Origin of the sequence: Paracoccus sp. TRP (assembly GCF_000185925.1) — a bacterium.
In the GTDB taxonomy this organism is placed as follows: Bacteria; Pseudomonadota; Alphaproteobacteria; order Rhodobacterales; family Rhodobacteraceae; genus Paracoccus; species Paracoccus kondratievae.
Genome location: NZ_AEPN01000005.1, coordinates 139,157 through 159,576 on the forward strand (window position 1 = coordinate 139,157; position 20,420 = coordinate 159,576).

General features: G+C 64.2%; 19 protein-coding genes. 13 read left to right on the plus strand and 6 right to left on the minus strand.

Features of this window, described 5'->3' with window-relative positions; translation table 11 throughout:
- Positions 1 to 68: 68 nt before the first annotated feature.
- Together PARACOCCUSGL_RS0105025 and PARACOCCUSGL_RS0105030 are read right to left on the minus strand one after the other, a co-directional pair.
- Entirely contained in the window at positions 69 to 770 is a 702-nt protein-coding gene (locus PARACOCCUSGL_RS0105025; RefSeq protein WP_010393755.1) for a GntR family transcriptional regulator, read from the minus strand.
- The gene (locus PARACOCCUSGL_RS0105030; protein ID WP_010393756.1) at positions 767 to 2,128 is read right to left on the minus strand and encodes a formimidoylglutamate deiminase; all 1,362 of its coding nucleotides are present in this window, start codon (positions 2,126 to 2,128) and stop codon (positions 767 to 769) included. Before PARACOCCUSGL_RS0105030 ends, PARACOCCUSGL_RS0105025 begins: the two co-directional genes overlap by 4 nt.
- Before the next feature lie 96 nt (positions 2,129 to 2,224).
- On the opposite strand from PARACOCCUSGL_RS0105030, the gene hutI reads away from it, so the two are divergent.
- The 11 genes from hutI (at position 2,225) to PARACOCCUSGL_RS0105085 (ending at position 13,972) form a co-directional block, all read left to right on the plus strand.
- Entirely contained in the window at positions 2,225 to 3,427 is a 1,203-nt protein-coding gene (hutI, locus tag PARACOCCUSGL_RS0105035) for an imidazolonepropionase (protein ID WP_010393758.1), read from the plus strand.
- Positions 3,396 to 4,961, plus strand: coding sequence for a histidine ammonia-lyase (gene hutH, locus PARACOCCUSGL_RS0105040; RefSeq protein ID WP_202796766.1), 1,566 nt, complete (start codon positions 3,396 to 3,398; stop codon positions 4,959 to 4,961). The genes hutI and hutH overlap by 32 nt, the downstream gene beginning before the upstream one ends.
- Positions 4,958 to 5,749, plus strand: a complete 792-nt coding sequence (hutG, locus tag PARACOCCUSGL_RS0105045) for an N-formylglutamate deformylase (RefSeq protein WP_010393764.1) — start codon at positions 4,958 to 4,960, stop codon at positions 5,747 to 5,749. Before hutH ends, hutG begins: the two co-directional genes overlap by 4 nt.
- A complete protein-coding gene (locus tag PARACOCCUSGL_RS0105050; RefSeq protein WP_010393766.1) occupies positions 5,746 to 6,894 on the plus strand; it encodes a CaiB/BaiF CoA-transferase family protein in 1,149 nt (382 codons plus the stop codon). Before hutG ends, PARACOCCUSGL_RS0105050 begins: the two co-directional genes overlap by 4 nt.
- A complete protein-coding gene (locus PARACOCCUSGL_RS0105055; RefSeq protein ID WP_010393769.1) occupies positions 6,891 to 8,045 on the plus strand; it encodes an acyl-CoA dehydrogenase family protein in 1,155 nt (384 codons plus the stop codon). Before PARACOCCUSGL_RS0105050 ends, PARACOCCUSGL_RS0105055 begins: the two co-directional genes overlap by 4 nt.
- A 12-nt stretch (positions 8,046 to 8,057) precedes the next feature.
- Entirely contained in the window at positions 8,058 to 9,722 is a 1,665-nt protein-coding gene (gene hutU, locus PARACOCCUSGL_RS0105060; protein WP_010393771.1) for a urocanate hydratase, read from the plus strand.
- A 67-nt stretch (positions 9,723 to 9,789) separates the two neighbouring features.
- Positions 9,790 to 10,608, plus strand: coding sequence for a transporter substrate-binding domain-containing protein (locus PARACOCCUSGL_RS0105065; RefSeq protein ID WP_010393773.1), 819 nt, complete (start codon positions 9,790 to 9,792; stop codon positions 10,606 to 10,608).
- A 55-nt stretch (positions 10,609 to 10,663) separates the two neighbouring features.
- Positions 10,664 to 11,311, plus strand: a complete 648-nt coding sequence (locus PARACOCCUSGL_RS0105070; protein WP_010393775.1) for an amino acid ABC transporter permease — start codon at positions 10,664 to 10,666, stop codon at positions 11,309 to 11,311.
- Positions 11,311 to 11,973 carry an amino acid ABC transporter permease gene (locus PARACOCCUSGL_RS0105075; protein ID WP_010393777.1) on the plus strand — a complete coding sequence of 221 codons (663 nt, stop codon included), beginning with the start codon at positions 11,311 to 11,313 and terminating at the stop codon, positions 11,971 to 11,973. Before PARACOCCUSGL_RS0105070 ends, PARACOCCUSGL_RS0105075 begins: the two co-directional genes overlap by 1 nt.
- 4 nt (positions 11,974 to 11,977) lie before the next feature.
- On the plus strand, positions 11,978 to 12,748 hold the full coding sequence (locus tag PARACOCCUSGL_RS0105080) for an amino acid ABC transporter ATP-binding protein (protein ID WP_010393780.1): 771 nt from the start codon (positions 11,978 to 11,980) through the stop codon (positions 12,746 to 12,748).
- Positions 12,749 to 12,865: 117 nt separating this feature from the next.
- Positions 12,866 to 13,972: an NADH:flavin oxidoreductase/NADH oxidase gene (locus tag PARACOCCUSGL_RS0105085; protein ID WP_029371541.1), complete on the plus strand. Its 1,107-nt coding sequence runs from the start codon at positions 12,866 to 12,868 to the stop codon at positions 13,970 to 13,972.
- Between the two features lie 77 nt (positions 13,973 to 14,049).
- Here the strand turns inward: PARACOCCUSGL_RS0105085 and PARACOCCUSGL_RS0105090 are convergent, their stop codons facing one another.
- Positions 14,050 to 15,204, minus strand: coding sequence for a patatin-like phospholipase family protein (locus PARACOCCUSGL_RS0105090; RefSeq protein WP_010393785.1), 1,155 nt, complete (start codon positions 15,202 to 15,204; stop codon positions 14,050 to 14,052).
- 303 nt (positions 15,205 to 15,507) lie between these two features.
- Here PARACOCCUSGL_RS0105090 and PARACOCCUSGL_RS0105100 point away from each other — a divergent pair, with 303 nt between their 5' ends.
- Entirely contained in the window at positions 15,508 to 16,785 is a 1,278-nt protein-coding gene (locus PARACOCCUSGL_RS0105100) for a hemolysin family protein (protein WP_010393787.1), read from the plus strand.
- Positions 16,786 to 16,840: 55 nt separating this feature from the next.
- Complete coding sequence (locus PARACOCCUSGL_RS0105105) at positions 16,841 to 17,812, plus strand: hydrogen peroxide-inducible genes activator (protein ID WP_010393789.1); 972 nt, start codon at positions 16,841 to 16,843, stop codon at positions 17,810 to 17,812.
- Here PARACOCCUSGL_RS0105105 and PARACOCCUSGL_RS0105110 read toward each other — a convergent pair.
- From PARACOCCUSGL_RS0105110 to exbB, 3 genes are read right to left on the minus strand one after another with little or no spacing between them, the layout of a single operon-like run.
- The gene (locus tag PARACOCCUSGL_RS0105110) at positions 17,793 to 18,656 is read right to left on the minus strand and encodes a TonB family protein (RefSeq protein WP_010393791.1); all 864 of its coding nucleotides are present in this window, start codon (positions 18,654 to 18,656) and stop codon (positions 17,793 to 17,795) included. The two genes, PARACOCCUSGL_RS0105105 and PARACOCCUSGL_RS0105110, sit on opposite strands and share 20 nt — an antisense overlap.
- A complete protein-coding gene (exbD, locus tag PARACOCCUSGL_RS0105115) occupies positions 18,653 to 19,165 on the minus strand; it encodes a TonB system transport protein ExbD (protein WP_010393793.1) in 513 nt (170 codons plus the stop codon). The genes PARACOCCUSGL_RS0105110 and exbD overlap by 4 nt, the downstream gene beginning before the upstream one ends.
- 3 nt (positions 19,166 to 19,168) lie before the next feature.
- A complete protein-coding gene (gene exbB, locus PARACOCCUSGL_RS0105120; protein WP_010393795.1) occupies positions 19,169 to 20,356 on the minus strand; it encodes a tonB-system energizer ExbB in 1,188 nt (395 codons plus the stop codon).
- Between the last annotated feature and the right edge of the window lie 64 nt (positions 20,357 to 20,420).

The window sequence follows — 20,420 nt, forward strand, 5'->3', positions numbered from 1 at the left end:
GCTTTTCCTTTTTGGGATTGGCCGATGTCTTAGGCGAAGGCCGTGGCAAAGTGAAGCGGGCGCGCCCCTCAGTGCGTTGCAATCATGGTGTGGCCGGGATGAAAGGCCACACGGACGGTCGTGATCGCGCCCAGATCGTTGAAGGTCGTGCGCTGCAGGATCAATAGCGCACTGCCTTGCCGCGTCTCTAGCAGGCGGGCATCGCGGGCATTGGCGTTCTCGGCTGAAAAGGCGATCTCGGCGCGCAGCCATGGCGCGTTGCGCACCAGCCATTCATTGGCGTTGACACGGTGAAAGTCGATCCCATCAACGCCCGGGGCAGCAGCCGGGTTGATCCAGCGATCCTCGGCCTGAAACGGCTTGCCGTCGCCGTAATGGACCGTGCGCAGATGGATCAGCATCTGACCCTCTGGCAGTTCCATCCGTTCGGCAATGGCGGCGGGGATCGGGCTTTTCTTTTGTGCAACGACGCGGTGGCTGTATTCCATTCCCGCCTGCTCGATCTGTTCGCGCACGATGGGAATGGTCAGTGTCGCCTTGCGCGTCGGGTTCACCGTCACATGTGTTCCGGCGCGGCGTTTGCGGTCCAGAAGCCCCTCTTTGGCCAGCAGTTGCAGGGCCTTGTTCACAGTGGCCCTGGCAACGCCGAATTCGACGGCCAGCTCTGCTTCGTCCGGGATGCGGTCGCCCTGCCGCCATTCGCGGTCAGCGATACGGCGACGCACCTCGGTAACGATGGCCTGTGCCTTGGATGAGCTTTTTTCGGTCACATGTGGTCCTGAAGCCGTGAGATAGTCGTCAGATAATCCGCGATAATGCGATCGCGTTCCATATGCCGACCTTCGCTGACGACATGGCGGCCCGCCGACCAGACGTCCCGTACCAGCCCGTCGTGCCCGGCAAAGATCAGACTGTCGAGCATCTGATCGCCCTTGCGTCCCGCCATTACCGGATTTTCAAGGTCTACCGCGACCAGATCAGCCCACAGACCCTTGCGGATCGCCCCGGTCTCGCGCCCTGCGGCGGTCGCACCACCGTCAAGCCCGGCTTCATAAAGCACCCGTCCGGTCGAGCGTTCCTGCTCGGCCAGGATCGCCCGGCCCCGATCACGCAGGCGCTGGCTGTATTCCAGTGTGCGCAATTCTTCGACCAGCGAGATGCGGATGTTGCTGTCCGAGCCAAAGCCGACTCGGCCCTTTGCCGCTGCCCAGATCGTGCCGTTGAAGATGCCGTCGCCAAGGGATGATTCGGTGATCGGGCACAGCCCGGCGACTGCGCCGGTGGCGGCAAGGCGGCGGGTCTCATCCTTGGTCATGTGGGTCAGGTGGATCAGCGTCCAGCGCCGGTCGGGCTGGTGGTTGTCGAGCAGCCATTCGACCGGGCGGCGGCCATAGGCGGTGCTGATTTCCTCGATCTCGGGGACCTGCTCGGCCAGATGCATGTGCAACGGCCGGCCGGGCCGCAGATCGACGCAGGCCGCCAACCCCTCGGGCGAGACGGCGCGCAGCGAATGGGGCGCAACGCCGATACCGGCATCGGCGGGCAGGCCGCCAAGCGCCGCCTCCGAGGCGTCAAGCAGGCGCTGAAACTCTTCGGGCGTCGTGCCAAAGCGGTTCTGGCCGGGGGCAAGCGCGCGCTGGTCTACGCCGCCAAACTGGTAATGCACCGGCAAAAGCGCCAGGCCGATGCCCGTCCGGCTGGCTGCTGCTGCGATGCGCTCGGCCATCTCGGCGATATTGTCATAGGGCGCGCCGCCGGGGCCGTGGTGCAGATAATGGAACTCGACATTGGTGGCGTAACCGGCCTCCAGCATCTCCATCTGCACAAGGGCGGCGATGGCCTCGACATCATCTGGGCCAAGGTGGTCAAGAAAGCGGTACATGATTTGCCGCCAGGTCCAGAAGGTATCGCGTGGCTCGGGGCCCTTTGCCTCGGACAAGCCGGCCATGGCGCGCTGAAAGGCATGGCTGTGCAGGTTTGCCATCGCCGGCAGCAACAGTCCCGCCTGATGGCCGCGCCGCGCCGCGCCCTTTTCGACCTTGGCGATTCGGCCCTGATTGATCGTCACCCGGACATTTTCTGCCCATCCTTCGGGCAACAAGGCCCGTTTCGCCCAGATAACCGTCATCTCGTCACTCTTCCTTGCGTCAAAATAAGTTTAGACATAGAGGTTAATTAAGTTTAGACATAGAACAACCTGGAAATCAATCGGGGATGCGAGCCGATGAAGCTTCTTCACCACGCACATCTTGTAACAATGGACGAAAAGTCAGGCGGTTATGGCCTGATTGAGCAAGGCGCGGCGGTGATCGGAGACGACCGAATCATCTGGGTTGGGGCTGAAGCGGATCTGCCTGCCGAATATACCGGTGCGACGCGCGAGGATCTGGGCGGGCGGCTGGTGACCCCCGGGCTGATCGACTGTCACACCCATATCGTCTTTGGCGGCGACCGCGCGCGCGAGTTCGAGATGCGGCTGGAAGGCGCCTCTTACGAAGAGATCGCCCGCGCCGGCGGCGGCATCCTGTCCAGCGTTCGCGCCACGCGCGAAGCGGACGAAGAGGCGTTGCTGGCCTCGGCCCTGCCGCGTGTCGATACTTTGCTGGCCGAAGGGGTCACGACGCTTGAGATCAAGTCGGGCTATGGGCTCGATGTTGATGGCGAGCTCAAGATGCTGCGCGTTGCCCGTCGTATCGGCCAGATGCGCAAGGTAACGGTGCGCACCACCTGGCTTGCCGCCCATGCCCTGCCGCCGGAATACAAGGATGACCGTCAGGGTTATATCCGCGATGTCGTCATTGCCGGGATGGAGCGCGGCCATGCCGAAGGGCTGATCGACGCCGTTGACGGATTCTGCGAAGGCATCGCGTTTTCGCGCGAGGAAATGGCGGGGATCTTTGATCACGCCGTCCGGCTTGGCCTGCCGGTCAAGCTGCATGCCGAGCAGCTGTCCGATCTGGGCGGTGCGGCTATGGCTGCGCAGCATGGCGCGCTGTCGGCCGATCACCTTGAATATCTGGGCCAGGACGGGATCAAGGCGATGGCGGCCTCGGGCACCGTCGCGGTACTGCTGCCCGGTGCATTCTATACGCTGCGCGAGACCCAATATCCGCCGATGCAGGGGCTGCGTGATGCTGGCGTGCCGATTGCGCTGGCGACGGATTGCAACCCCGGCACCTCGCCGCTGACCTCTCTGCTTTTGACCATGAACATGGGCGCCACACTGTTTCGCATGACCCCGGCCGAATGTCTGGCGGGCGTTACGCGCCATGCTGCGCAGGCGCTGGGCCTTGAGGATCGCGGCCGGCTTGCTGCCGGGATGCGCGCCGATCTGGCCGTCTGGGACATCCGGCATCCGGCCGAGCTGACCTATCGCATCGGTTTTAATCCCCTTCATGCCCGCATCGTCGGAGGCGAACTTGTCTGAACTGATCCTTATTCCCGGTGAAACGACACTCGCGCAGCTGGAGCGTATCTGGCGCGAGGGGCTGGCCGCGCGGCTGGACGACTCGGCCCGTGCGGGCATTGCCGAATCTGCCGCCCGGATCAATGCCGCCGCCAATGGCGAGGTTCCGGTCTATGGCGTGAACACCGGCTTTGGCAAACTGGCCTCGATCAAGATCGCGGCGCAGGACACCGCGACGTTGCAGCGCAACCTGATCCTGTCGCATTGCTGCGGCGTGGGCGAACCGGTCGAGCCCGAGACCGTGCGCCTGATCATGGTGCTGAAACTTTTGTCGCTGGGCCGTGGCGCTTCGGGTGTGCGTCCCGAGGTAATCCGGCTGATCGAGGACATGCTTGCCCGTGGCGTGCTGCCGGTGATCCCGTCGCAAGGTTCAGTCGGCGCTTCGGGCGATCTGGCGCCGCTGGCCCATATGGCTGCTGCCATGCTGGGCGAAGGCCGCGCAATGTTCGAAGGCCGCGAAATGCCCTCGGCCGAGGCGCTGGCGGCCGCGGGTCTCAAGCCCGTGGTGCTTGCTGCCAAAGAGGGGCTGGCGCTTATCAACGGCACGCAGGTTTCGACCGCATTCGCGCTTGCCGGGCTGTTTGACGCCTTTGCCGCCGCACGGGCTGCGCTGGTCACCTCGTCGCTGTCGACCGATGCGATCATGGGGTCGACCGCGCCTTTCCTTGACGAAATTCACACTTTGCGCGGTCATCGCGGCCAGATCGTCGCGGCGCGCACCATCCGCGCGCTGATGGACGGGTCAGAGATCCGCGAAAGCCACCGCGAAGGCGACAGCCGCGTGCAGGACCCTTATTGCATCCGCTGTCAGCCTCAGGTCACCGGCGCCTGTATTGATCTGCTGTGGCAGGCTGCCCGCACCCTTGAGATCGAGGCGAATGCCGCAACCGACAACCCGCTGGTGCTGGTCGGCGCTGACCTTATCGTCTCGGGCGGGAACTTCCATGCCGAGCCGGTGGCCTTTGCCGCTGACCAGATCGCGCTGGCAATTGCCGAGATAGGGGCCATTTCGCAGCGCCGCATCGCGCTGATGGTCGATCCGGCGCTGAGCCATGATCTGCCGCCCTTCCTGACCCCCGATCCGGGTCTGAACTCTGGCCTTATGATCGCCGAGGTGACCTCGGCCGCGCTGATGAGCGAGAACAAGCATCTGGCCACGCCATGCAGCACCGATTCCACGCCCACCTCGGCCAACCAGGAAGACCACGTGTCGATGGCGGCCCATGGTGCGCGGCGGCTTAAGCGGATGAATGCGAACCTTGCGCAGATCCTTGGTATCGAGGCGCTTTGCGCCAGCGCCGGGGTCGAGTTCCGCGCCCCGCTGCGGACCTCGGGCCCGCTGCAGGCGGTGCTGACGGCGCTGCGCCAGACGGTGCCCGCGCTGGAACAGGACCGTTATCTGGCCCCCGACCTGGCCGAATCCGCCCGGCTGGTGCGCGAAGGCGTGTTGGTTGGTGCCGTTCCCGGCCACCTGCTGGATGAGGTGCGGCCGTGAATCCCGTCGAGGTCATCCAAGGCGACAGCCCGGTCATTCTGGGCCTGCCCCATACCGGGACCTGGCTGCCGGACGACATTCGTGCCCGGCTGAACCCGCGCGGACAGGTGCTGGCCGATACCGACTGGCATATCGAGCGGCTTTATGACGGGCTGCTGCCCGGCGCGACAACGGTGCGCGCGACCTTTCATCGCTATGTCATCGACGCCAATCGCGGGCCGGATGATGCAAGCCTTTATCCCGGCCAGAACACCACCGGCCTTGTGCCGCTGACCGATTTCGACGGCGAAGCGATCTGGCTGACCGAACCGGATGCCGAGGAAATCGCCGACCGCAAAGCCCGCTTTCACACCCCCTATCATCAGGCGCTTACCGCCGAGATCGAGCGGGTGCGGGCGCGCCATGGCGTGGCAATTCTTTACGACTGCCACTCGATCCGCTCGGTGATCCCCTTTCTGTTCGAAGGCGTACTGCCGGATTTCAATATCGGCACCAACAGCGGCGCGTCCTGCGACAAGCGCATCGAAGCAGCCACGGCCGAGCTTTGCGCCGCCACTGGTCGCAGCAATGTGGTGAACGGCCGCTTTAAGGGCGGCTGGACAACCCGGCACTATGGCCAGCCGCAGCAGGGCGTTCACGCCATCCAGATGGAGCTGGCGCAATCGACACATCTGGCGACCGAGACCCCGCCCTTTGCCTATGACGAGTCCAAGGCCGAGACATTGCGGGTAACGCTGCGGGCGATCCTTGAACGTCTTGCGGCACTGGCACCGGAGCTGCGCGCATGAAGCCGTTGCAGGGCATCAGGGTACTTGATCTGTCCCGCGTGCTGGCGGGGCCATATTGCACCGCGCTTCTGGCCGATCTGGGGGCCGAGGTCATCAAGCTGGAGCCTCCGGCCGGTGACGATTACCGCCATATCGGCCCGTTCAAGGACGGGGAAAGCGCGCTTTTCACCTTGAACAACCGGGGCAAGCAAAGCCTTGTCCTGGACCTCAAGGCGCCCGAAGATCTGGCGCTGGCCCGCGACATTGCCGCCCGCGTCGATGTGGTGGTCGAGAATTTCCGTCCGGGCGTCGCTGCGCGGCTGGGCCTTGGGCCCGAGGCGCTGCGCGAGGCAAATCCGCGGCTGGTCTATTGCTCGATCTCGGGCTTTGGCCAGAATGGGCCGTTCCGTGACTTGCCGGCCTATGATCTGGTCGTGCAGGCCATGTCGGGCCTGATGGCCGGCACAGGCGAAGAGGGCGGTGCGCCGCTAAAGACCGGCGAAAGCATGGCCGACCTGATCGCGGGGCTGTTTGCAAGCTGGGCGATCATGGCCGCGCTTGTGAACCGCAACACCACGGGGCAGGGCGCGACGCTGGACGTTGCCATGTATGACGCGCTGTTCTCGATGCTGACGACCAGCCATGCGCTGCATTTCTATGCCGGGCAGGTGCCGCAGCGGGTGGGCAACCGTCACCCCCTTTCCACCCCGTTTGGCTGCTTTGCGACCCGCGACGGGCAGGTGGTGATTGCGGTTCTGAACGGTAAGCAGTTCACCACGCTTGCAACGCTGATCGGTGCGCCCGAGGCCGCGCAGGATCCGCGCTTTGCCAGCGACGAAAGCCGCACCGCGCATGAGCCCGAGGTGAAGCGCCTGATCGAAAACTGGTCGCGTGAGCTGACGACAGAGGAGGCTGTCGCAGCCCTTGCCGGGGTGGGCCTGCCCGCTGCGCCGATCTGGGACATTGCCCAGGCGGCGGACAACGAACATGCCCGGACCCGCGAACTGGTCAGCCAGTTGCCGCATCCGGTGCTGGGACTTGCGCCGACCATTGGCCAGCCGGTGCGCTTTGAAGCAGCAAAGCCTGTGGCCACGACATCGGCCCCGCGCCTTGGCGGAGATCGCGCCGCCATCCTGCGCGAATTCGGATTGGAGGAGACCGCATGAGCGATGACTGGCACATGCTGAACGAGGAAGAGCGGCTGTTCTGCGACGTGCTGGAACGCATCTGCGCCGAGCAGATCGCGCCGAAGGCTGCCGGGACTGATGAAACTTCGGCTTTTGTCCACGACCAGCTTGCCGTTCTGGGCGAGGTCGGGATGATGGGCGCCAACCTGCCCGAGGAATATGGCGGCAGCGGTATTTCCGCCCCGGCGCTGTTGCGTGCGGTGGCGATCGTTGCAGGGACCTGTGGCTCGACCGCTTCGGCGCTGACAGCGCATTACCTTGCGACCGATTCTATCCTGCTGGGCGGGACCGAGGCGCAGAAACAGCAGTGGCTGCCGAAAGCCGCATCGGGCGAAGCTCTGGGCGCTTTTGCCCTGACCGAGCCGACCGCCGGGTCCGACCCCGCCGATATGAAGACCCGCGCCCGCCGGACCGAGAATGGCTGGCATCTGAAGGGCACGAAATGTTTTATTTCGAACGGCGGCGTTGCGGATTTCCTCGTCGTCTATGCGGTGACCGACGCTGAAAAGGCGCATCGCGGCATCTCGGCCTTTATCCTGCCCAAGGGCACGCCGGGGCTTGAGCCGGGTGCCCCTGAAAAGACCATGGGGCTGAAGGGCGGGCATGTGTTCACCCTGAGCCTTGATTGCCATCTGCCCCATGACGCCCTGCTGGGCGAAGAGGGCCGGGGTTTCCGCACCGCGATGCAGGTGCTGGACAACGGCCGTATCGAGGTCGCCGCGCAATGCCTGGGTCTGGCCGAGGCGGCGATGAAGGCCTCGATTGCCTATGCCAAGGATCGTGTGATCGGTGGCCAGCCGCTCAGCGAACGGCAGGGCATCCGCTGGATGATCGCCGATATGGGCGTCGCCTATCGGCAGGCGCTTTTGCTGTCGCAGGATGCGGCACGGCAGCGGCAGGCGGCGCATCATGGCGGTGGGCGCTTTTCGCTTGCCTCCAGCATGGCCAAGCTTGCGGCCAGTGAGGCGGCTGGCCGCATCGCTGATACCGCGCTGCAACTGCACGGCGGCTATGGCTACACCCGCGACTTCCCCATCGAGAGGATCGCCCGCGATCTGCGCATCATGCGGATCTACGAGGGCTCCTCGGAAATCCAACGCATCATCATTTCCGGCCATCTGCTGGCTTGAACGGAGAGAGACATGGACAACCCCCGTCAAAACACCCGCGACATCTTCCCGCCCACCGGCACCGAGATCACCGCGAAAAGCTGGCTGACCGAAGCGCCGATGCGGATGCTGATGAACAACCTGCACCCCGATGTGGCCGAGAATCCGCATGAGCTGGTCGTCTATGGCGGCATCGGCCGCGCCGCCCGCACCTGGCAGGACTTCGACCTGATCGTCGACAGTCTGCAAAAGCTTGAGACCGACGAAACCCTGCTGGTGCAGTCGGGCAAGCCCGTGGGTGTCTTCAAGACCCACAAGGACGCCCCGCGCGTGCTGATCGCCAACTCGAACCTTGTTCCCCATTGGGCGAATTGGGATCATTTCAATGAACTCGACCGCAAGGGGCTGGCCATGTACGGTCAGATGACCGCCGGGTCGTGGATCTATATCGGCTCGCAGGGGATCGTTCAGGGCACCTATGAAACCTTCGTCGAGGCGGGCCGTCAGCATTATGACGGCAATCTTAAAGGTAAATGGATCCTGACCGGCGGCCTTGGCGGCATGGGCGGTGCCCAGCCTCTGGCGGCTGTCATGGCTGGTGCCTGCTGCCTTGCGGTCGAATGCGACGAGACCCGCGCCGATTTCCGTCTGCGCACCCGCTATGTCGATGAAAAGACCCATTCGCTGGACGAAGCACTTGAGATGATCGACCGCTGGACCAAGGCGGGCGAGGCGAAGTCGGTGGCGCTGATCGGTAACGCTGCCGAAGTTTTCCCCGAGCTTGTCCGTCGCGGCGTGCGCCCCGATATCGTGACTGACCAGACCTCGGCCCATGACCCGGTCCATGGCTACCTGCCGGAAGGCTGGACCGTCGCGGAATGGCGCTCGCGTCAGGAGACCGACCCCAAGGCGGTCGAGCGTGCGGCCCGCATCAGCATGCGCAAACAGGTCGAGGCGATGGTCGCATTCGCCGATATGGGTATTCCGACCGTCGATTACGGCAACAACATCCGTCAGATGGCGCTGGAAGAGGGCTTTGAGCGCGCCTTTGCCTTCCCCGGCTTTGTGCCGGCCTATATCCGGCCGCTGTTCTGCCGGGGCATCGGGCCGTTCCGCTGGGCGGCGCTTTCGGGCGACCCCGAGGACATCTACAGGACCGACCAGAAGGTCAAGGAACTGGTCGACGACCCCCATCTGCACAACTGGCTGGACATGGCGCGTGAGCGGATCAGTTTCCAGGGTCTGCCGGCGCGTATCTGCTGGGTCGGCCTTGGCCTGCGTCACAAGCTGGGCCTTGCCTTCAACGAGATGGTGCGCAACGGCGAGCTGAAGGCCCCGATCGTGATCGGCCGCGACCATCTCGACTCGGGCTCGGTCGCCAGCCCCAACCGCGAGACCGAGGCGATGCAGGACGGTTCGGACGCCGTGTCCGACTGGCCGCTGCTGAACGCGCTGCTGAACACCGCTTCGGGCGCGACCTGGGTGTCCCTGCATCATGGTGGCGGGGTCGGCATGGGCTTTTCGCAGCACTCGGGCATGGTCATCTGCTGCGACGGGACCGAGGACGCCGATGCGCGTCTGGCCCGGGTGCTGTGGAACGATCCGGCAACCGGCGTGATGCGTCACGCGGACGCGGGATACAAGATCGCGCTGGACTGTGCGCGGGAGCACGGCTTGAATCTTCCTGCCATTCTCTGATCCATAGGCGCGGCGTCGCAACGCACCGGTGCCGCGCCTCATTTCCGTCCAACCAGGAGAGACTGACATGACCTTCCACACCAGCATCAAGGCTGCCCTGTTCGGCCTGACCGCGCTTGCGCTCGGCACTGCCGCGCAAGCCGACCAACTTGCCGACATCAAGGCAGCCGGCAAGATCGTCACTGCGACCGACATGCACTACGCCCCCTTCGACATGCTGAACAACGGCAAGTATGAGGGCCTGACCAAGGATCTGTTTGACGAAGTCGCCAAAGAGCTGGGCGTCGAGCCGGTCTATCAGGACATCCCCTGGACCGCCGAGCTGCCGGGGCTTGAGGTCGGCAAGTTCGATATCATTATCGCCCCTGTGACCATCACGCCCGACCGGGTCGAGCGTTATACCTTTACCCTGCCGATCGCGGATGCCAGCGTCGCGCTGATCAAGGCAGCCGGCAACACCGAGCTGACCAAGCCCGAGGACATCAAGGGCAAGACCGTCGGTGTCCAGCAGGGTACCGCTCAGGCCCGCATCCTGCAGACCTTTGGTGAAAGCCTTGGCGGCGTGAACGTCAAGGAATACGGCACCACGGACGAGGCCTATGCCGACCTTGCCGCCGGTCGCCTGGACGCGGTGACAGGTTCGCTGCCGAACCTGACCTATCTGGTCAGCAACCGCCCCGAGACCTTTGCCCTGTTCGATCCGCCCCAGTATGGCGAGCCGAGCTATTTCGCCTGGGTGCTGCGCAAGGGCGATGACAGCGCAAGCTTTGCCAAGGCTATCAACGACGCGCTGCTGAAAATGACGGACGACGGTCGCGTCAAGGCGATCCAGGAAAAATGGCTGGGCAGCTATACCGAACTGCCCCGCGAAGTCCCGACCAACTGATCGCTGACGGGCGGGGCTGGCCCCGCCCGTTCCCAAGGGCCAAGGCGAGGCGCGCATGTTCTCCATTCCGGTCTTTCTTGATAGTTTCGAACCACTGATCTGGGCGGCGCGGTACACGCTGTTGATTTCGGTCCTTGGCATCGTGCTGGGGCTGGTGATCGGCACGCTGATCTGCGCGGCGCGGCTTTCATCCAACATGGTCTTGCGCAAACTTGCGGCGCTCTGGGTCAGCTTTTTCCGTGGAGTGCCGCTGCTGGTGCAGCTGCTGGTGTTCTACTATTCGCTTGCGGTGATCGGCATCGACGTGCCCGCCACTTTTGCGGCGGTCTTTACCGTCGGGATATGCGCCAGCGCCTATATCTCGGAAATCTGGCGGGGCGCCATCGCAGCTTTGCCCAAAGGGCAGGCCGAGGCCGCCGTTGCCATTGGCATGAAGCCGAGCGATGTCTGGACCCGGATCATCCTGCCTCAGGCCGTGACCATCTCGCTGCCGGCGCTGATCAATGAACTGATCCTGCTGGTCAAGGCCAGCTCGCTGGTCTCGGTTGTCGGCATCATGGAAATCACCCGCGCCAGTCAGGCGCAGGCCGCCACCACCTTTCGCCCGCTTGAGGTCTATATCGCGGCCGCCTGCATCTATCTGATCATCAACCTGTGCCTTTCGGCGCTGGGACGCTATCTCGAACACAGGACGGCCATCTGATGGAATGGAGCATCCTTGAACAATACGGCCCGTCCCTGCTCAGGGGCTTTGGCGTCACCGTGCTGTGCTGGATTCTGGGCACCATCTTTGGCATGGCGCTGGGGCTCGTCATCGCGCTGGTCCAGCGTTACGCACCGCGCTTTGTCGGCTGGATCGTCCAGGCCTATATCGAGGTCATTCGCGGCACGCCCTTTCTTGTCCAGCTGTTCGTGCTTTACTATGGCGGACCGCTGATCGGACTGCGGCTGGACGCGATCCCGGCGGGCCTTCTGGGCCTTACGCTCTATGGCAGCCCTTATTTCGCAGAGATCTTCCGCGCAGGCTTCCGGGCGGTGCCGCATGGCCAGATCGAGGCTGCGCGCGCCATTGGCATGGCCGAGCCGACCATCGTGCGCCGCATCCTCCTGCCTTTGGGGCTGGTGTCGTCGCTGCCGGCGCTGGTCAATTTCTCGATCATCCTGACCAAGGAGACGGTGATCCTGTCGATCATCACCGTGCCCGAGCTGATGTATCAGGTCGGCCGCATGTCCGCCGAGACCTACCGTTACCTCGAGGCGAATCTGGTGCTGGCACTGTTCTTCTGGGTGCTGGTCGAAGCTATCTCGCGCGTTGGCCGCAGGGTTGAGACGCGTATCACCAAACATCTGATCGAAAGGACCTGAGCCGATGCAGGCATCCGCCGTCGAGATCCGCAAGATCAACAAATATTACGGGCCGTTCCACGCGCTGAAGGACGTTGATCTGTCCATCCCGCCGGGCAAAGTGACTTGCCTGATCGGGCCCTCGGGTTCGGGCAAGTCCACGCTTTTGCGCTGCATCAACTTTCTCGAGGAATACGACTCGGGCGAGATCCGCATAGACGGCCAGCTGATCGGCTATGAAACCCCGGGCCGCAAGATGTCGGGACGCAAGCTGCGCGAGATGCGCCGTTCGATCGGTATGGTGTTCCAGCAGTTCAACCTTTGGCCACATATGACCGCGAAAGAGAATGTGGCCGAGGGGCTGATCCGCGTGCGCGGCCTTTCAAAGGCCGAGGCCGAGACCCGCGCGGCCGAGGCGCTGACCAAGGTGGGTCTTGCCGACAAGATGGAAAACCACCCCTCGCGCATGTCCGGCGGTCAGCAGCAACGCGTCGCCATCGCCCGCGCCATCGCTATGGAGCCGCGGCTGATGCTTTTTGACGAGCCGACTTCGGCGCTGGACCCCGAACTGGTGGGCGAGGTGCTGAACGTCATGAAGACGCTGGCGTCCGAGGGTATGACCATGGTGGTCGTCACCCATGAGATGGGCTTTGCCGCCCATGTTGCCGATCAGGTCGCGTTCATGGAAAAAGGCGAACTGGTCGCCGTGGACAGCCCTCAGGGCATCTTCCACGCGCCGAAGGACCAGCGCATATGGAACTTCCTGCGCACCTACCACGAGCGCAACAGCTTCTGAACGAACAAGGGGGCGTTTTGCCCCCCGAAACGCCCTTGCCGGCAGGAACCGCGCGGGCAGGGCTTGTGGCAAGGGATCGGCGGCCTATGTGAAAGGGACAACCGTAAGGACCTTTTCATGCCCAGATCCCAGCTATTTCAGCCGATTGCCATTGGCGGCAAGACCCTTTCCAACAGGATCGTCATTGCTCCGATGTGCACCTATTCCGCCGAGAATGGGCGGATGACCGACTGGCACCTGATCCATCTTGGCGCCCTGTCGCATTCCGGCGCTGCCATTCTGACCATCGAAGCCACCGCCGTCCTGCCCGAGGGCCGCATCTCTTATGGCGATGTCGGGCTGTGGGATGACGAAACCGAAGCGGCGATGGATCGCGTTCTGAAAGGTGTCCGGGCCTGGTCCGACATGCCCATCGCGATCCAGCTTGCCCATGCCGGGCGTAAGGCCTCGACCGCGAAGCCATGGGAAGGCGGGGCCCAGATCGCGCCTGATGCCGCGAATGGCTGGCAGACGGTCTCGGCCTCGGATCTGCCCTTTGCGGAAAGTGACCATCCTCCGGTGACGCTGGACCGGGCAGGGCTTACACGTGTACGTGACGCCTTTGCCGCAGCGGCGCGTCGGGCGGTGCGGCTGGGGATCGACGCGATCCAGATCCACGCCGCGCATGGTTATCTGTTGCATCAGTTCCTGTCGCCACTGTCGAACCGGCGCGAAGATGAATATGGTGGCAGCCTTGAAAACCGCATGCGTTTCCCGCTGGAGGTTTTTGAGGCGGTGCGAGACGCCGTGCCAGAGGGCTATCCGGTGACGGCCCGCATTTCGGGCACTGATTGGGTCGAAAACGGTTGGGACATCGAAGGCAGCATCGCCCTTTCGCAGGCGCTGGAGGCGCGGGGATGTGCCGCCATTCATATCAGCAGCGCCGGGCTGGACCCGCGTCAAAAGATCCCGGTCGGGCCGAATTATCAGGTGCCGCTGGCGCGCGCCGTCAGGCAGGCGGTAGGTATCCCGGTCATTGCCGTTGGTCTGATTACCGAGCCTGAGCAGGCCGAGGCTATCGTCGCCACGGGTGACGCAGACATGATCGCACTGGCTAGAACCGTGCTTTACGATCCCCGCTGGCCCTGGCACGCGGCGGCCAAACTTGGTGCCAGCGTCAAAGCCCCACCGCAATTCTGGCGCAGTCAGCCTTCGACACTAAAGAGCCTGTTCCAGACTGACTGATCCCCCAACGCTGATATTGCCCCTGCTGTCATGTCACACCGCCCGCAACCAGCCGGGCGGTGTGTCCATGTGATGGTTCAGCTGGCGGCCGCCTCTTGGTGATGCGGGTCGCTGATGTCAAAAATCATCAGCCCATCCTGCGGTACCTGCCGGTTGATCCAGCGCGGATCGCGCAACGAGCGTTCTGCGTCCCGCCGCCCGTCGTGCCAGTGATCCAGCATCGAAAGGCGCGAGAATTCGTAATCCTTGGATGCGCCTTCATAGCTTGCATGGCGATAGATCAAATGCATCAGGCTGACCGGATGGGCAGGGCCTGCCTCGATCAGCCGGGTCAGATCCGGGTCGTCACGGAATTCGCGGGGCAGGCGGGCGCGCAATCGGCGCGCTGCGCTGGCCAGCGCATGACGGTTGCGGAATTCATCGGTGTTCAGCCGTGTACGGCTGGAAAAGCGGATCTCGCGTTCGCGTTGTTCAACCTCGGCCATGGAGCGGGGCAGGCTGTCCCGCGACGGGTAAAGGTCCACCTGATAGATGGACAGTGGCCGGGTGCTGGGTGTTTCCAAGACGAATTGCAGTGGTGAGTTCGACACCAGCCCGCCGTCCCAATAGTGTCGCCCCTCGATCTCGACCGCAGGAAAACCCGGCGGCAGCGCACCCGAGGCCATGATATGATCAACGGTGATCGTGGTCTCGCGGCTGTCGAAACAGGTGAAATTGCCCGTCTCGACATCCACGGCGCCGATAGACAGCCGGGGTCCATAGCGGTTCAGGTGGTCAAAGTCGATCAGCTCTAGCAGCGTATCGCGCAGGGGCCCGGTGTCATACCAGCTGGTCTGGCGCATCAGGCCGGGCAGAAACGAAAAGAGGTCCGGCAGACGCGGGCGGAAAAAGCCTGGCGCACCCAGCAGCGCAGTCATGGCGGCGCTGCCTTCGTTGCAGGCAGCACGCATCTGTTCATGCAGCGGCCCCTTGCCAAGGCAGGGGGCCATGAGCCAGGGTGCCCCCGTCACCCGATCCCAGAACTGACGCAGCGCTGGCAAGCGTTCACCCGGAGGGTTTCCCGCAATAAGCGCCGCATTGATCGAGCCGATCGAGATTCCGGCCAGCCATTCTGGTTCCTGCCCTGCGTCGCATAGTGCCTCGTAAGCGCCGGCCTGAAACGCCCCCAGCGCGCCGCCCCCTTGCAGAACCAGCACAATTTTTTCGGGGGTTTCCCGATTTTTGTCCCTCATTCCGGCTCCAGATCTTCTGGTGTGATTCCCTGCACGCTATGTCTCAGGAATGAAGAATTCCATAACGCGGAAAACCGCGGATAAAAAATTGTTAAAAATCAAATTTATAACTGACATATGTCACAGTGACGGCAAGGAAATCGGTCGGAACGATTGCCACGGCGCTGTCAACGGATATATTGAAGGGTGACACAGCCGGAGCCAACCGCCGACAAGCGCATGATCGACGACCCTTCCGACAGGTGCAGCATGCTGCATCCGACCAGCCTTCCGGCTTTGCCCCTCCCCCAGCGAGCTCCCTAGATGTGGATCGAAATCCTAGTCGTTCTTGTCCTGACCCTGCTTAACGGGTTGCTGGCCATGTCCGAGCTGGCGATTGTCTCTGCCCGCCCTGCGCGGCTGAAGGTCTTGGCCGAGCGTGGCGACCGGGGGGCGGGCACCGCGCTTGCATTGGCCGAGGAACCGGGTCGTTTTCTGTCCTCGGTCCAGATCGGCATCACGCTGGTTGGTGTGTTGTCGGGGGCCTTTTCCGGCGCGACCCTGGGTGCGCGGCTTGCCGCGGCGCTGCCGGGTCTGGGGGTGCCACCTTCGCTGGCACAGCCTTTGGGCATGGGCGGTGTGGTCGTGGCGATCACCTATCTGTCGCTGATTGTCGGCGAGCTGGTGCCAAAACAATTGGCGCTGAAATCGCCCGAACGGGTCGCGGCGCGGGTGGCTCCGTTGATGCAGGCGATCTCACGCGGGGCGGCGCCGCTTGTCTGGCTGCTTGATCGTTCGGGCAAGCTGCTGCTTGCGGCACTGGGGCAGTCGAGTGAGGACCGCCAGACCATCAGCGACGAAGAGATCAAGCTGGTCATCTCGGAGGCCGAGACGGCGGGCGTCATCCACCGGGCCGAAACCGAGATGATTGCGGGCGTCATGCGTATTGCCGACCGCAGCGCGCGCGGGCTGATGACCCCCCGGCGCGAGATCGAGGCGATCGACCTTTCAGACAGCTGGGAAGAAATGGCGCGCAAGTTCCGCGACAGCCGCCGTACCCGTCTGCCGGTCAGCGACGGCGACCCGAACAACCTGATCGGTGTCATCGCCAGCGTCGACCTGATGTCGCAGAGCCGGGCCGAGGCGGTTGATCTGCGCGAGGTGATGCAGCCCGCTCCGATTATCCCGGAAACGATGGATGCCCCCGAGGTTATCGCCCGGCTGCGCGCCGCACCGGGTCAGATGCTGCTGGTCTATGATGAATACGGCCATTTCGAAGGCGTCGTCGCGCCGATGGACGTGCTTGAGGCGATTACCGGTGAGTTCGCGGGCTTTTCGGATGATGAGCCAAAACTGGTCGAGCGGGATGACGGTAGTTTGCTGGTCGCGGGCTGGATGCCGGTCGATGAATTCGCGGATCGTCTGTCGGTGCCTCTGGATGAGGATCACGATTATTCGACCGTGGCTGGTCTGGTTCTGGATCTGGCGGGCCGCCTGCCGCAAGCCGGGGACCGCGTGATCTGGCAGGGTTGGCAGATCGAGGTCGTCGATATGGACGGCCGGCGCATCGACAAGCTGCTGGTTCACCGGCTGCCTGCCTGAGCGGACCAGCTGCACGGCGCCTTGTGACTTTCGCTGGGGCGGGTAACCTTGGGCCATGAATTTTACCCTGCGCCAGATCACCTATTTCCTCGCGGTTGCCCGGCTGGGCAATTTCGGTCGCGCCGCCGAAACCGTCCATGTTTCGCAGCCGGGCCTGTCAAGCCAGATCGCCCAGCTTGAATCGCGTCTGGGCGGTACGCTGTTTGAGCGTGGGGCAGGGGCGGGGCCCGTCCGGCTGACGGCCTTGGGTGAGCGGCTTTTGCCCGTGGCCGAAGAGTTGATCGACACTGCCAGGCGGCTGGATGCGCTGGCGCGAACCGGGCCTTCGCCCCTGTCTGGCCGGCTGCGGCTCGCGATCATTCCGACGGTTGCGCCCTATCTGATCCCGCATCTGATTCCGGCCTTGCGGATCAGTCACCCCGGTCTGGATCTGGAGCTGCATGAGGTTGTGACCGACGATCTGATCTCGGGCGTGCAGAGGCGGCGCTTTGATGCGGGGATCATGGCCCTGCCGGTCAGTGAGGCGGGGATCGAGGCCGAGGCGGTCTTGCGCGACGCCTTTCTGATTGCGCTGTCGGGCAATGATACCACCATCCTGTCGGGTCCGGCCCGTCCTGACAATATCGAGGCCGAGCGGCTGCTATTGCTGGCCGATGGCCATTGCCTGCGCGATCAGGCGCTGGAGGTTTGCGGGTTGCGCAGTCCGCGCCGCAAGCTGAATCTTGAGGCGGCCTCGATGGCGACGCTGATGCGGATGGTGGCAAGCGGCATGGGTATGACGCTGATCCCGCGTCTGGCGCTAAAGGATGAGAACCGCGATGGCGGGCTGCGCATCGTGCCTTTTGCCGAGCCTGCCCCCTCACGTGATCTGGCTGTGGTCTGGCGGCATAACGCCGAGACAGAAACCGATGCCCGCGCCCTTGCCGCAGCAGTGCGCGGCATTGCGCCGGTGCTGGGGGTCGAGCCCATCGGGCCGCCCGGAGCGGCTGCCGGTGATCAGATCAGGATCAGCGCAGAACGATCTTGACCGGCAGCACCAGCGAGGTGGTCTTGCCCGAAGGCGGCGCGGGCAGGCGCGGCATACGTGAAGCCTGACGGTTCAGCACCGAATCGATTCCCGCATCTCCGGTCGAGCTTGCCAGTGCCGCCCCCGCCACCCGACCGCTGGGGTCGACGGTAAAGCGAACGGTGATGGTGATGCTGCCCCGGCCGCGGCTGGAAAAGTTGGCACGCTGCATGTGACGGGCGACGGCGGTCTGAACCTTGGACTGCCAGCTTGCGACCTGCTTTGCGCTGGGGGCGCTTGCCCCGGCTTGCGGGGCGGCGGTGCGCTGGCCCTGCGGTGCCCGCACCTGTGTCGCAGCCGTGCGGGCCTGTTGCGGCTCGGGGGCTTTTTCCTTGGGTTCGCGCTTTCTTTGCTCGGGTTCGCGCTTGACGACCTTGGGCTCGGGTTCGGGCTCCGGCTTTTCACGCTCGGGCCGTTCGGGCGGACGGGGGGATTTCTGCAGCACGACCGCATCCGGCGGCGGCGGAAACAGCGAGTTCATGTCTGCCATCGGCTCAAGCTGCTGCATGGGCAGCATGGGCATTTCCGGTTCCGGTTCCGGTTCTGGCTCGGGTTCCGGCTCGGGTTCCGGTTCCGGTTCTGCTTCGGCGGTTTCGGTTATCTCGGCTTCGTCCGGGGGGGCGGCCGCTTCGGGCATCGGGGCCAGGTCGACAAACACCGGTTCGGGCAGGCCGGGTGGGGTGGCCGCCTCGGCGCGGTGCAGGATCCATAGCGCGCCGCCCAGATGGGCAGCCAGCACCATCACCGCGGCGCTGCCCCAAAGCACGCCTTCGCGCATCATCAGGGATGAGGGTTTCAGGCTCATGGCTGGCTCGTTCCACTGGCCGCGGTTGCTGGGGCAGGGGCAGCCGCTGGCGCGCCCGCTGGGGCATCGGCAGCGGCCTCAACGGCAACTGGTGCCGCCTCAAGCCCGACCAATGCGATTTTCAGATAGCCCGTCTCGCGCAGGGTATTCATCACCCCCATCAGGTCCCCGTAAGAGACGTCCCTGTCCGCGCGCAGAAAGATGCGTTCTTCCCGGTTGTTCTTGGTCGCCTCGGCCAGCGCGGCGGCCAGTCCTCCGGCCGGGACATCATCGTTGCCGATCGACAGCGTCAGGTCGGGTTTGACGGTGACATAGACCGGCAGATCCGGGCGCTGCGCCGGGGTCGCGTTCGAAACCGGCAGATCCACGTTCACATCAACCGTGGCCAAGGGGGCTGCCACCATGAAGATGATCAGCAGCACCAGCATCACGTCGATGAAGGGCGTAACGTTGATCTCGTGATTTTCGACCAGGTCGTCGCCTTGAGATTCGCGGATGCCGCCGGCCATGGCTCAGACCTCCGTGCGTGAGGTGGTGCCGCGAAAATCAAGATCGCGGCTGAGAAGGCGCCGGACACCAGCGCCGGCATTGCCAAGCCGCAGGCGATAACCGGTGATGGCGCGGGCAAAGACGTTATAGATCACCACTGCCGGAATTGCCGCGACAAGGCCGATGGCTGTTGCCAGCAGCGCCTCGGCGATACCGGGGGCGACGACGGCAAGGTTGGTGGTCTGTGCCCTCGAAATGCCGATAAAGCTGTTCATGATGCCCCAGACGGTCCCGAACAGCCCGACGAAGGGCGCAGTCGAGCCAATGGTCGCCAAAACACCAGTGCCCCGGCTCATGCGACGGCTGGCGATGGCCTCGATCCGTTCAAGGTAGGAATCGACGCGTTCTTTCAGGCCGGTGTCGCCCGCCTGATCCAGTGCAGCGGCAGAGCGGTCGTATTCCACCGCAGCCGCGCGGATCATCTGCGACACCGGATCGCGGCGGTTACCAACGGCGGATTGTGCCGCCGTAAGGCTGGCCGCACCCTCGATGCGGCGGATGCCGGATTGGGCCCGGCGCATTGCGCCCAAAAGCTCCAGCATCTTGGCGACCAGCACGGTCCAGGTCACGACCGAGGCGAAAGCCAGACCGATCATCACGCCCTTCACCACCCAATCGGCGGCAAGGAACATGCCCATGGGCGAAAGGTCGTGGGGCAAGTTCGGGTCGCGGGCGGGCGGGTTCAGGACCGGAGCCAGCGCGTCCTGAACCGATTGCGGCAGGATGCCGGAACCTGCGGGCGCAGCCGTTTCGGGTGCGGTGGCGGATTCGGCCACCGGAGTCACCGCAGTTGCGGCTGGTTCGGTGGGCTGTGTTTCAGCCGGGACAGTGGCCGCCGGCGCGTTTTCGGCCGGCGCCGGGGCAATGGCTGCCGGTGCGGTCTGTTGTGGCGCAGCGGCGGGTGCCTCGGTGGTTGTCGCAGCGGTGGCGGGCTGTGACGCGCTGTCCTGTTGCGCGGTTGTCTGCGCCGGAGCGGTTTCCGATGCGGCATTCTGCGGCGCAGGTGCTGCCGTTTCCGGCTGGGCGGCGGGTTCAGGTGCAGGTTGGGCGCCGGAGGGGCTTTCCTGTGCCGAAAGGGGGGCAGCCATCAACAGGCAGGTCAGCGCGAGGGCGGTCCCCGCTCGGAGGCGCGGCAGCGGAAGATGAGTCATGGCGATCCTTAGTCGTTCCGGCATTTGATCCGTCCGCATCTGGCTGGGGCGAGGCAGGCACCAA

Bases quoted from the DNA above. Each gene is read 5' to 3' on its own strand.
- PARACOCCUSGL_RS0105030 (WP_010393756.1), bottom strand. From the start codon at position 2,128: ATGACGGTTATCTGGGCGAAACGGGCCTTGTTGCCCGAAGGATGGGCA.
- hutI (WP_010393758.1), top strand. From the start codon at position 2,225: ATGAAGCTTCTTCACCACGCACATCTTGTAACAATGGACGAAAAGTCA.
- hutH (WP_202796766.1), top strand. From the start codon at position 3,396: ATGCCCGCATCGTCGGAGGCGAACTTGTCTGAACTGATCCTTATTCCC.
- PARACOCCUSGL_RS0105050 (WP_010393766.1), top strand. From the start codon at position 5,746: ATGAAGCCGTTGCAGGGCATCAGGGTACTTGATCTGTCCCGCGTGCTG.
- PARACOCCUSGL_RS0105055 (WP_010393769.1), top strand. From the start codon at position 6,891: ATGAGCGATGACTGGCACATGCTGAACGAGGAAGAGCGGCTGTTCTGC.
- hutU (WP_010393771.1), top strand. From the start codon at position 8,058: ATGGACAACCCCCGTCAAAACACCCGCGACATCTTCCCGCCCACCGGC.
- PARACOCCUSGL_RS0105065 (WP_010393773.1), top strand. From the start codon at position 9,790: ATGACCTTCCACACCAGCATCAAGGCTGCCCTGTTCGGCCTGACCGCG.
- PARACOCCUSGL_RS0105070 (WP_010393775.1), top strand. From the start codon at position 10,664: ATGTTCTCCATTCCGGTCTTTCTTGATAGTTTCGAACCACTGATCTGG.
- PARACOCCUSGL_RS0105075 (WP_010393777.1), top strand. From the start codon at position 11,311: ATGGAATGGAGCATCCTTGAACAATACGGCCCGTCCCTGCTCAGGGGC.
- PARACOCCUSGL_RS0105080 (WP_010393780.1), top strand. From the start codon at position 11,978: ATGCAGGCATCCGCCGTCGAGATCCGCAAGATCAACAAATATTACGGG.
- PARACOCCUSGL_RS0105085 (WP_029371541.1), top strand. From the start codon at position 12,866: ATGCCCAGATCCCAGCTATTTCAGCCGATTGCCATTGGCGGCAAGACC.
- PARACOCCUSGL_RS0105090 (WP_010393785.1), bottom strand. From the start codon at position 15,204: ATGAGGGACAAAAATCGGGAAACCCCCGAAAAAATTGTGCTGGTTCTG.
- PARACOCCUSGL_RS0105100 (WP_010393787.1), top strand. From the start codon at position 15,508: ATGTGGATCGAAATCCTAGTCGTTCTTGTCCTGACCCTGCTTAACGGG.
- PARACOCCUSGL_RS0105105 (WP_010393789.1), top strand. From the start codon at position 16,841: ATGAATTTTACCCTGCGCCAGATCACCTATTTCCTCGCGGTTGCCCGG.
- PARACOCCUSGL_RS0105110 (WP_010393791.1), bottom strand. From the start codon at position 18,656: ATGAGCCTGAAACCCTCATCCCTGATGATGCGCGAAGGCGTGCTTTGG.
- exbD (WP_010393793.1), bottom strand. From the start codon at position 19,165: ATGGCCGGCGGCATCCGCGAATCTCAAGGCGACGACCTGGTCGAAAAT.
- exbB (WP_010393795.1), bottom strand. From the start codon at position 20,356: ATGACTCATCTTCCGCTGCCGCGCCTCCGAGCGGGGACCGCCCTCGCG.